We start from the raw sequence: 11,533 nt of genomic DNA, 5'->3' as shown, positions 1-11,533 counted from the left end.
CATTCGTTTGTGTCGCCAATCGCAATAGGATTGGCTAAAGCATGAATAGGCCATGCAATTTGCGGATCTTCCGACAATTCAACATAAGATTCGCCAGTTAAATCGACAACAACAACTTTACGGAAATACCAAAGAAATCATCAATTTCAATGAGAGCGTTTGGCGGGAACGAAACATAATCAGACTTTTCAAGCATGGTGCGATTCCTTATTAGATTCACCGCATATTGAGCGATGGACATTTCAATAATTTGCTTTTTGTTTTTACGGCCTTTAAACAAATCTAATATGATTTGAAAGGCATTAGCTGAAGTCTGGTTTATGTTTGCCTCAAGCCGTAAACCACCTTTTTTCTGGTTGTTTCTTCGGCTCTTAGTCATTCTTGAAATATCAGTCATTACCAACCTTCATGCCTTAATTGTATCCGGTTACACACATAAAGCAAATTATTTTTCGTCAATTGTCTGCTTTTTTTCAAGTCATTTAATGATTCCTCATAGTAATGTGTGATCTTAGCCACGTTGCCGTTCTGAATCTTTCGATTTAGTCTGAATTTGCGAAGGCTGTTCAACAGATTTAGCTTTGGCATCATATACAGCAACATCGGGTAAACCTTTGCCATTATTAATTTGTTGTTGTGACCGTTCGGCAATTGCTTTAAATGCGGCTTGTTGCGCAATTGGGCTGGCAATTGTTGCAGCTACAATTAATTCAGCACCTTTTAGTAAACTATCCCGCTTGGTGTTTTGTTTTACTTCCCATTCATTGCGGTGCGTATTTACAGGCACTTCACGACCAGTTTTTTTACCCATATCATCTTTTTCCTTAGCTGTTACGGTTACGGACATATCACCCAATTTTGTAAGCGTTACATTGTCGCCCTTTGCACATTGCTTTTCTTAATCCCATTTTCAAGGTCTTTTCCCCAAATGGTTTTTGTACCCGCAGTGGTTTTAAGGGTTACATAAAATGATGGTTTTTCATCTTTTTCAAACTTATATGGCGCATGGCCGTAATCAACAACATTACCTTCATGGCTTTGATCTTTCTTCTTAAAATCAACAACATTAGAGGCGTTTTGTTGTTGGTCTTGACCAGGTACTTTTTCCTTTGCAGATTCTAATTTCTGCACTTCGCCGTATTGCTTGTTATTCAATGGGTCTTTTTCTTTGGCCTTAATTTTTTCTTCAAGCAAAAGCCGATCTAAATCTGTTGGGCGATAGCCCTTAACTTCAATGCCGGATGATTGAGCATCAAGCCAAACTTGGCGCTTAAATTCTTCATTGCCTGTTACCGTTAATGACTTCCAGCCTTCGGCCTTAGCAACAGCGGCCATATCTTTAGCTACTTCAATTGTTGCATTTTGCGTTTTGAGCCGTTCGCTACCTAGTGCGTTTTTGTCATGCTCAAATGCCACTTTGTCAGGCGTAGCGCGATGATGATATTTACCCGCGACTACATAAAATTTTTCATCAACGTGTTTTTTGGCGTGGACTTGTTCGGGCAGCAATCGAACATCAACACCCTTTTCTTTCGATTCTGAGGCCAGTTCAGCGTCACCACGATCACCAAGAGCCAATTTAGCGCGTACAGCATCTAAAGCGCGATTCTCAGCCAGCATGCGCCTTGCTGCTGGCGTTAAACCATCGGATGAATCAGCTTCAAAATCAGTACGCACCACTTCGGAAGGTGAACCACCCGCTTTAAACGAATCTAGCTTTCTGGCCTGAGAAAGAAGGTTGCGAGTCCGATCGTCAAGAGTAATGATTTCAGCGCCTTGCGCTTTAGTCTGATCTTTGTTTGATTCGGGCTTTGGTTCACTAGCTTCTGTTTTTTCGGCCACAGGCATATCAAATGATTTGCCATTGCGTGACCAGCCAATTTCTGATTTTTCATAATCAGCAATTTTGCGCGATGTTGGGCTGTAACTTTGAAAATGAGTTACGCCTATCTTATCAGCCACTTCAATTGCATCAGGTAATGACTTTTTCAGATACACCAAATCATTTGCTTCATCTTTAACCCTGAATTCAGCTTCAATAGCTTTACTTTTCTTTGGAGCTACCGGAGTTTCTACATTTTCCGTATTCATCGTAACAATCCTTAGTAATGTAAATTGGGTAAGGCTTTGCGCCCTACCCTTTCGCTATTAACGCTCTAATTCGTTATTTTTAGCAGGTTCTTGTTTTGGGGTATTAGCAACTTCTTTTGTTGGCTGATATGCAGTAGTTCGATAGCTTGATTCTTGCGATACAGCCATAGCTTCAACATTTTTAATAAATGTATTGCGGCTATTTGCATTTGAGATATTACCTTTTGCATACTGAACAGCTTTTTTCTGTTTGTTCTGCAATGGCCTTATCACTTTGCTTATTCAATTCAGCTTCAAGCTTTTTATCTGAAACAAGCAAAGCACCGCCAGATTCAGGGTCTTTTGACAAAACAATTTTATTGTTTTGCGAAATAAACGGGGTATCAGTGGGCTTGAGCGAACGAAATTCTTTTACAGCCTGTTCAACACCATTAGTCCAAGCTTCTGTTTTATCTGAACGGACAAGATAAGCATCAACTTTTGCTTCTGGTTGCTTTGCTGGCGATGATTCTTGCTTTTCTTGGGGCGACTTATCAGCAGAGTACGGATAAGCCTTGGCCTTGCTAGTATCAGCAGGGTAATGAATTTGAACGCTCAAACCATCGAGGCGTTTACCATTTTCGGCGCGGAATTTATGATTCTGTGAAACAAATTCAACATCTTCACGCTTATGAACAACAGCAGTTTTATTTTCTTTGCCAACAGCTTGAACAAGATATTTATCAGTAGCCAAAACAATATCGCCTTTATATCCGGCATTTTGTCGGCTTGGTACGATATTGGCATTTGCTTGCAATGATGATTGCGATGAATTGATAAACGCTTTAATTTCTGGCGGTATTTCTTCTTTTGAAAAATTTACCTTGCCAGGTTCTACAGATTTAGGCGCATTGCCATTAGCTGGGATGGTTCTTTCTTGTGTCATTTAATAGCCTCTTTTACTACGTCATAAAATGCGATTTCTCGCCCTTGTCCTTTGAATAATTCAAAGGTAAATCATAATGCTATTTATGTTTAATTATCTACTGTTGAATGTTTTTCGTCAATTCCATCAATACTATATGTTGTATTGCTATCCAATCCCATTCCACCAAATAAACCATTAATTGCGCTATTTACTTCATCATCAGCAACGGCATAGTTATTTACGGAATTCTTGGAAATTCCAAGAACTTCATTTTCGGCAGAATCATTTTTTGTATCGTGATTGAATATTTCACCCGTATCGGTATCAACAAGAATTGCATCAGCGATCAATGAATTGATTGCTGGCGATGATTCAAACTGAGTGATTGCAGCAAATGCGGCTTGGGTTTCATCAAATGATGCAGCTTGATTCTCAGTTGAATCAGCTTCATCAAAATCAATATGTTCGTGATCTTCATCATATACAATTTCTGATTCATCGAGAGGCGCGGAAATATAATCTTCAACATCAGCACCCGCCATTTCAGCCGATTCGGTCATTTGAGCAAAAAAATCATCAACGTATTGTGCAACATCTTCTTCGCTTGGGTTTTCTTCATTCTGCATTTTCAATGCAGAAATATCGACACCAAGAATTGCGGCGCTTTCAATAGCAGATAAATCTTCTACGGTTGCGATACGAATTCGTTTTTCTACCTTGGCAATATGTGTATCAACATCAAGAGTTTTAGGCTCTGCTGCTGGCAGTAAACGAACTGTAAAGTTATCATCTTTGTGATATATGATTTTGCCGCAAATAATCGGCTTCACATTTTCAAGAATGATAATTTCACGTTCAAAGCCAAGCTCTTTTAATTCTTGCGGCAACATTAATGCGCGTCTTTGATCTGATACATTTTCAGACGAGCCACTATTAGAGCTATTAGAGCTTGTACCGCGAGAACGGCCAACAGACTTTGATTTTACAGTGTCATAACCAAGCATTTCAGAATATTCTTTTGCATCATTATTTTCGCGTGGCGAATAAATGATTTGCATTGCATGATTGGTTACAAATGTTTTTGCATCTTCCTTGCCATAAACTGATTCAAGCTGTGATAGGGATTGAATAATAGGCATAAGGCGTAAATTGTAACCCGCCATATAGCTAACAGATTTTGCGATAATTCCAACTTTACCAATTGATGTAAATTCATCCATGAGTAAAAGACATTGGTATTTAAGGCTTGGGTCTTGTTCTGGCAATGTTTTTGTATTTAGATTCACCAGTTGCGAGAATAAAAGATTAATCAATAAGGCTGACTCAGCCAATTTATCAGGCGTGATGCCAATATAAATTGTAATCTTTTTACGGCGCAATTCACGCAAATCAAAATCATTTGCGCTAGTGGCAGCATCAACAATAGGGTTTGCAAAATTGACCAAAGGCGCATTAAAGCTTGCCAAGATAGAAGCAAGGGTATTGTCTGAATTGCTAATAAATCGGTTTAGCGCATCTAAGCAATTGTTCGATAATGGATTGCCGGATTCAATGCGCGTATTAATAATTTCTGTAATGTATTCTTTAATCGGCTTGCCCTTCCCGCTTGATTGCCGGAGGACTTCGCCAAGCGTTCTTGGTAATGATGGTGTTTCAACCAAATAAAGAGTAAGCCCCAAAAAGAGATTACGGGCTTGATCGTTCCAAAAAGCGTCTTTAGCATCTTGAGGATATAAGGCATAACCAATACTTAAAATATCACCCACTGTAAAATGCGGATTTGTTGAAATATATTCAAGTGGATTAAAGCGGCTGGTACGCGCATCTTCTGCAAATGGATTGAATAAATGAACTTCATGGCCGTACTTAGCGCGGAAACCGGATGTTAATTTGTAATTTTCCTGCTTAATATCCATTACAACTAGACTTTGCGAATAGGTTAAGCAATTCGGTATTACAATACCAACACCTTTACCTGATCGAGTCGGCGCGGCCAGCAAAACGAATTGCTGACCAGGGAACATTAAGTATTGATCTTTGTACTTGCCAACAACAACCCCATCTTCGCCCAATAAGCCAGATTTTTTAATTTCTAAGTCAGTGGCAAAACGCGCTTCACCATGTAAAGAGCGTTGCTTCTTGGAAGAACCAAGCCACGCCATTAAAGGCACACCATAGCAAACAGCAAAGCCGCCAATTAATGCTATTTTAATTTTTTTACCGTATATTGCATGGTCACGATAATAATACCAATACTGGTAAATGGTTTCTAAGTTGGCATCTTTAGGACTCATTTTAAGCATGAGCATAAAGATAACACCAGACAAATAAACCGCACCTAGCGTTAGTAAAATTAAAACAATAATAACAAATATTGCTTTAGCCCAAATTGGCGGCTGATTTTGCATTGCATGTCTCCTTAATTAATGAGCAGAGCCGTTTTTCATTTCAGGATTAAACCAAATTTCTGTAATGTGGCGACCCTTGCCGCGATATTTATCATTATCAACACATACAACAATATCAACGGCCATATAAAGCAGGTTTTTAACTACAGAATAAGGCAATCCCGCAACTGATTGATGCTGCATGCACATCATTGCAAGGCGTTCAAAAGTACCCGCAGAATTACCCGCATGGCAGCTTGTAATACTTCCACTATGGCCGGATAAGGCCACGTTGATAAAATCAAAAGTTTCATCGCCGCGTAATTCAGCCAATAAAATACGATCTGGTTTCATACGCAGGCATGATTTCAAAAGACCTTGAGCGGTTACAGTTGATTCATTCTTGCCAGAAGAAGAAGGATAATAAAGATGAACATGATTAGGATGATTAGGCATAAACAATTCCGGCACATCTTCAATCGAAATTAAGCGTTGTTGCTCTGGTATCACTTGCATTAATGATTTCATAAATGTGGTTTTACCAGAACCAGTACCACCAGCAATTACAATTACTTTTTCATACTTCACAGCCAATTCAAGGAATTTACGCCATTCGCCTTTTTGAGCTAATACCATTAATTCTTGATCGTAATTATTCCAATGTGAAGGAATAGCACTTTTCGGCAAAGGCGGCGGCAAGTCTCGCAAATGCTCTGAATCAGGCAAATGCGTTTCAACGGTAATTTCAGGCGCGGTTTCTTCTACAGGAAATTTAAAACCGGACAATTCAGGAACATGCTTGAAATATCCCGCCCCTTCGTATTCATCAAGTGATTTTAATGTAAAGCTTGGCTTGCGAATCGTAATAGAGATTGTCCCATCTTCGCAGGCCGGAGGCATAACAACCTGAATACGCTCACCGTGGGGCATTTTTGCGGATAGAATCGGCACAAGTTCATTAATATCATTATTTGCATATCGGGCTACCGCAGTAGCCAACGATCTGCAATGCTTAAATGATAAAGCCGTAACAGTGTGTTGAATCCATTTACCGTTTGATTCAACGTAAACCTCTTGTGGACGGTTTACGCAAATCTCAGTAATGCTAGGGTCTGCCATAAAGTCTTTTAAAGGCAGCATCCAGTGATCGACTGACGCGCCCTTTTCAATATGTTCCGCATCTTGATTATTTGACATTTAATTTATAAACCCCTGAAAAGTCCAAATCACGCGCAACATAAATACCTACAGTTTCGCCTTGGTTTTTAATTAGGACAGGTGGAATATTAATATTTGCTTTCAAAGCTTCTTCGGCCATTGATTTAGCCCCATCTTGGGTATTTTCAAGGGTAATTGTGTTGCTTGATGTTTTTTGCGCTAAAGCTGCAAAACCATCTTCAAACAATGACAACAACATGGCCGCGCCGAATCTATCCCAAAACTTTGTATCTACATAACCATCAATACCGCCTTGGCCTAAATCGCCAGTAGCCGGAGAATCCAAATTGATAATCACGCCATTCTTAGTTTCAATTCGATTCCACAAAACAAACATACGCGCAGAGCCGCGTTTTAATGAACTACGGTATTCACCAGTTACGGATGAACCACGTTCAATCAGTAATACCTTGCCGTTTGTTGAATAAATATTTTCGCTCACTTTGCAAGCTGTCATACCATCAACGGTTGAATCTAGCTTTGTTTGCAAATTGCAATTAATGAATGAGCCTTTAGTAAGTAAAAAACTGCGATTTGGAAGATTGCCAGCAGTGCGATATGGCATCACAGTGCTTTGCAATTGTTTTGCAAGGGTGTTAGATGAATCGGCAGGTTGTGCTAAATCACCCTCACCGCGTACTTGTGGCGCATTAGCAGCAGCTTGCGTTTTCTTTTCTCCAGCCATAAGTGGCGCAGAGAATTTTGCAGATGCACGAACAAGGTTAGGGTCTGGTAAAGGCTTGCCGTTAGCATCGACCTGACCACCAGAGGCGGCAGCAGTTGAACCGCCAGAGTGCGCAGGATAACCATTTACCATAATCGGTTGAGAGCCACCGCCAGCAGCATTACCAACGGCAGGCACTACAGGCGCACCCGCAGCAACTACAGGGGGGGCGCTGGCAGAAGTCGCAGGTACAGCAGGTGTTCCGGCAAGGCCGGACGACTCAGGTAATTTGGGCGGTGCAACTGGAGCTTCTTTTGGAGGCTGTTTAAGAAAATCCCGCTTTCCAATATTGGAAACCGCTTGGGGTTTTTTGGCCGCAAGCGCGGCCTGTTCTTCTTCATTGTGCTTTTTAGCTTTGTAATCGCGCACAAGTTTTACAGTGACAATAATACCAATAACTAAAACGACCACTGCGAAAATAACGCCCATAAATTTACGGTTTGATTCACCTTGATTTTTCTTTTTGTTGAGCGATGGAATTTCTGCTTCGCCTTCCATGTTTTTGATAGCTGTATTTTCCATTTTTTTTATTCCGCGATAACTTTACGTTCAACACCATCAACAGTAACGCCCGTTGCTGTTGGCACACCATCAGGGTTATAAGCATCGTTATAAAGACCAACGACTTGTTTACCCTGACGTAAAACGAATTCACGGCCAATTTTGTGAATTACCATGTATTCGCCTTCGGAGTTGCTATTAACAATTTTTTCTGTTTTGTCGTCTTGCACTTGGAAAATTGCAGGCCATGAGCGACCAGCGGCGAATTTGATATATGTAAATCGACCATCATCAAAAGCTTCTGATGGTTTAATATCTGATGAATTTTCAGCAACCATCATTGAATACTTCCAATTCTTGGGAATTGGTTGAGCAGCTAATTTTTCTTTTAGCGTTGCTTGCTTCAATGCTTCTTCTGATAATACTTTTACATCTTCGGGATATGAGAATCGAATTGTATAAGCAATATTTCTATTGTTTAGAAATACCGTCGCGGTTTTGCTTGGATTATTTGGCATAATCAAGTCAAATTGATATTCACGCTTATTTGTCACTACAAGCATGTTTGTATCGGCCTTTTCTTGCTTAGGCTTCACATAAATCACATTGCCGCGATCTGCAATTTCCCATGCAGTAGAAAAACCAGTTGCAATATCAGTAACCGTTTCGCCTTCACCCAAAATAATGCGTGTGGCGATGCCAGGATATGTATTTACCGTATAGACTTCATCAGCGTTGTATTGAACTAGTTTTGTACGCGCATCACGCATTGAAGGTACAGGCACTTCGGCAGCATGAATTGCAGGGGTTATGACCCCCGCAATTAACATTGCAATAACGATATTTTTAATTCCATTTTTCATTATTGAGCAACCTCTTGTTGTGCTTCTGCTGCTGGAGCAGGCGCAGGAACAACCGGAGCAGGCGCGATTTGTACCAATTCAGGGTCACGGCGCATAGATAACACATGGAAACCGAATGGATTAATTAAACGATCTTTTTCACTCATACCATTAGCGCCCGAATACTCATAGCTAACAGTAGCAATCCATTGCTTTGTTTCGCCTTTCTTATCCGTTGAATCAATAGATTGCACCGTTTCAGTAAAACGAATTGTGGCAATTCCTTTGCTTGGGTCTGGTACTACAGAAATAATGTTTGTTAAGACGCGCTGACGCTTGCCATAGCGTTTATCACGCGCATTTTCACCTTCAAATTCTTTTAAATACTCAGCCGCAGGCTGTTGGGCGCTTAAAAGCAAAGTTGTATCATAATCAAGCTGAATCGTATTCCAATCATAGGAATAGCGATGTTGAATATATTTAGCCAAAAAATACTTATCCATTACTTCATCTTGAGGAACGGATTTGTTTTTAATTGTTGTGACAATATCAGGAATACCCGTAGAGCTATCTACGCGAATAACGTAAGGAACAACCTCTTTTAAAGGAGTAAGCAAACAAAGAGCGGTAACAGATAAGGCTGCAATTACACCAAAACTTGCCGCCATTCGTTGGGCAAAGATTTTTGATTTTTCAGCTTCACCAATAATGCTAACTTCCCATCCTTGCGCATCACTGAAAGCGTCTTTATCTTTTGCAGTTTGTTTTTGAGTTGTTTTTTCTTGTTCTCTGACTCGTTTTTTACTAAACATGCTTTTCCCTCTTTGAGAGTTTTAACATTACCAATTTACACTATTTTGGTAATCTTGGGTTTAATGAATGTCTATATTTCAATTCTTTGTCTGATTAGTGCAACCGGATTAAGCAGCCTTTTTTTCACCACTTGCGGCTGATCTTGATGGAGGACGGTAATTCATTGCCGCAGTATTTTTTGCTGCTGCTGGACGGTATGCACTGGCTGTTTGACTTTGGCTTGGTTGCGCTTTATTTGCATTAGAGCCTGAATCATTGCGTTTTACTTTTCCGTCACCAGCCGATTTGCCACGATTATAAAAACCGAGACTTCTAGCGGCTCTTGAATTAACCGCTTGGCGATATGCAGGATTTTTAGCGTAATTAACTGCCCTTGTTGAATTGGCCGCACCGCGCTGAACCGCATTTGATACTTTTGAACCGCCACGCATAACACTATTTACGGCATTAGATGCCATTGAAATAGGATTAAACGAAGATAAGCCAAGGCCACCCGCTAATGATGATGCAATACTTGGCGCTTGTAGCGCCAATAGGCCAAGAACAACAGAAACGATAAGAATGGAAAGAATGTTATAAAAAATTTGAATCATTGTTGCATCAGCATCAAACGTGATTTGACCCGCGTATTTAACAAATATGGTCATGCACAACGAAGCTACAGCAGCAGCGACAAATGCAGTTACAACATAATTCATTACAGCACTTACCCACTGATCGCCAAACTTTTGAGTCGGAGGAAAAGCGTAACCAGCAAGAAATATCGGCCCAACCCCTAAAATAATACTAAGAGCGACTTTAGAAATAATAATGTAGGAAGCAGAAATAATAGTTACTACCATCAGCGCAATCGCCATAGTAAAACCCATTATGTAATATGCAATTGTTCCCCCAACATCATCCCAATCGGCTTCATCGGCTTTCATAAACATTTTATGAACACCATCATTAACACCGTCTAAATACGCTTTATCAAGGAGGGTATATACAGTATCGCCAGGTGCGGTAATACCGAATAATTGCGGCAAACCGTCTTGAAGTCCGGTTGCCATTTGAATGATATTCCCCTGATATATTCCTAAATTAATAGCCATTGAAGCAACAATTATTAACTTTCCGCATTTAACCAGAAACTCTTGAAAAGAGTTCTGAACACGACCCGCAATAATCATGTAGCCAAAAATAGAAATATAAAGTGATGCACCTGCAATTACTACAGGAGTAATTGCAGATACAGCATTGCTGGATGCCGTAGTTACCCATGCGGAAGTCAAATTACTAATTGACACACCAAGATATTCAAAGACACCAGAGGCCATGATTTAACCTTATTGAACTGTTAGAGGTTGAACAGATTGAACAACAACCTGTTTACGACCATCTTGAATTTTCGCTTCACGCTGACGTTGGCGATACGTTTCTTTTTCAATATCTGCAATTTGTTTCATTAATTGCAGCTTGGTTTGCTCGTTTTGAATCGCGTTCATTTCATTAGTGATACGCGCTTGCAATTCGGCAATTGCTTTAGGGTCTGATGTGGTATTGATTTGTTTACCAAGTTGCGTAATTTGGTCAATTCGTTTTGATGCCGCATCATAAGCCTGATTCGCTAAGTCACGATTTTGGGCGTTACGCGCTTCTTGTTCTTGGCACAATGCTAAACGATTGCCTGTTAAGCCTTGTTGGTCACAACCGAAAATTCGGTTTGCATCTTTAATTGCTTTTGCAGTACCAGAAATACCCTGATACTTACCATTTTTAACCCCATCATAAACTTGTCGCCAATCAGAAGGTAATGCGTCACGCAAAGCAGGGTCATTAAAAATATCACCAAGGCCGCGCATACCTGAAATAGCATCGTATTGCTGTTTCATTTGATCTAACTGCGATTTCATTTGTGCTAATTGGTCTGCTGCGGTAATTACTTGCTGGACAGTTTGCGCAAGGTTAGCAACGTCCACAACGGGAATACCTGTTGCATTAGCATGTTGAGTAGCAAAAGCAGCAACAAGAACCAAAGAGATAAGCGATTTTTTCATTTAATTACTCC

The 11,533-nt window shown here is 40.2% G+C and carries 12 protein-coding genes; all 12 read right to left on the bottom strand.

Annotated features, from left to right (window positions below):
• Positions 1 to 97: 97 nt before the first annotated feature.
• Positions 98 to 397, bottom strand: a complete 300-nt coding sequence (locus C1H71_RS20070) for a hypothetical protein (protein ID WP_130108371.1) — start codon at positions 395 to 397, stop codon at positions 98 to 100.
• Between the two features lie 114 nt (positions 398 to 511).
• The gene (locus C1H71_RS20065; protein WP_130108370.1) at positions 512 to 811 is read right to left on the bottom strand and encodes a hypothetical protein; all 300 of its coding nucleotides are present in this window, start codon (positions 809 to 811) and stop codon (positions 512 to 514) included.
• A gap of 56 nt (positions 812 to 867) precedes the next feature.
• The gene (locus C1H71_RS20060) at positions 868 to 2,091 is read right to left on the bottom strand and encodes an LPD7 domain-containing protein (protein WP_130108369.1); all 1,224 of its coding nucleotides are present in this window, start codon (positions 2,089 to 2,091) and stop codon (positions 868 to 870) included.
• Between the two features lie 57 nt (positions 2,092 to 2,148).
• A complete protein-coding gene (locus C1H71_RS20055) occupies positions 2,149 to 2,352 on the bottom strand; it encodes a hypothetical protein (RefSeq protein WP_130108368.1) in 204 nt (67 codons plus the stop codon).
• Positions 2,309 to 3,016 carry a KfrB domain-containing protein gene (locus C1H71_RS20050; RefSeq protein WP_130108367.1) on the bottom strand — a complete coding sequence of 236 codons (708 nt, stop codon included), beginning with the start codon at positions 3,014 to 3,016 and terminating at the stop codon, positions 2,309 to 2,311. Before C1H71_RS20050 ends, C1H71_RS20055 begins: the two co-directional genes overlap by 44 nt.
• 89 nt (positions 3,017 to 3,105) lie before the next feature.
• A complete protein-coding gene (locus C1H71_RS20045; RefSeq protein ID WP_262488485.1) occupies positions 3,106 to 5,406 on the bottom strand; it encodes a type IV secretory system conjugative DNA transfer family protein in 2,301 nt (766 codons plus the stop codon).
• A gap of 15 nt (positions 5,407 to 5,421) precedes the next feature.
• The gene (locus C1H71_RS20040; protein ID WP_130108320.1) at positions 5,422 to 6,582 is read right to left on the bottom strand and encodes an ATPase, T2SS/T4P/T4SS family; all 1,161 of its coding nucleotides are present in this window, start codon (positions 6,580 to 6,582) and stop codon (positions 5,422 to 5,424) included.
• Positions 6,572 to 7,849: a type IV secretion system protein VirB10 gene (gene virB10, locus C1H71_RS20035; protein WP_130108319.1), complete on the bottom strand. Its 1,278-nt coding sequence runs from the start codon at positions 7,847 to 7,849 to the stop codon at positions 6,572 to 6,574. The genes C1H71_RS20040 and virB10 overlap by 11 nt, the downstream gene beginning before the upstream one ends.
• A 5-nt stretch (positions 7,850 to 7,854) precedes the next feature.
• Positions 7,855 to 8,691 carry a P-type conjugative transfer protein VirB9 gene (gene virB9, locus C1H71_RS20030; protein WP_130108318.1) on the bottom strand — a complete coding sequence of 279 codons (837 nt, stop codon included), beginning with the start codon at positions 8,689 to 8,691 and terminating at the stop codon, positions 7,855 to 7,857.
• Positions 8,691 to 9,482 carry a virB8 family protein gene (locus tag C1H71_RS20025; RefSeq protein ID WP_130108317.1) on the bottom strand — a complete coding sequence of 264 codons (792 nt, stop codon included), beginning with the start codon at positions 9,480 to 9,482 and terminating at the stop codon, positions 8,691 to 8,693. Before C1H71_RS20025 ends, virB9 begins: the two co-directional genes overlap by 1 nt.
• 108 nt (positions 9,483 to 9,590) lie before the next feature.
• A complete protein-coding gene (locus C1H71_RS20020; protein WP_130108316.1) occupies positions 9,591 to 10,802 on the bottom strand; it encodes a type IV secretion system protein in 1,212 nt (403 codons plus the stop codon).
• Between the two features lie 9 nt (positions 10,803 to 10,811).
• Entirely contained in the window at positions 10,812 to 11,522 is a 711-nt protein-coding gene (gene virB5 / locus C1H71_RS20015; protein WP_130108315.1) for a P-type DNA transfer protein VirB5, read from the bottom strand.
• Between the last annotated feature and the right edge of the window lie 11 nt (positions 11,523 to 11,533).

Source organism: Iodobacter fluviatilis (assembly GCF_004194535.1).
GTDB classification, from domain to species: Bacteria; Pseudomonadota; Gammaproteobacteria; order Burkholderiales; family Chitinibacteraceae; genus Iodobacter; species Iodobacter fluviatilis_A.
Note: the sequence above shows the minus strand (reverse complement) of the source record. Positions and strands in the feature narration are given on the sequence as shown.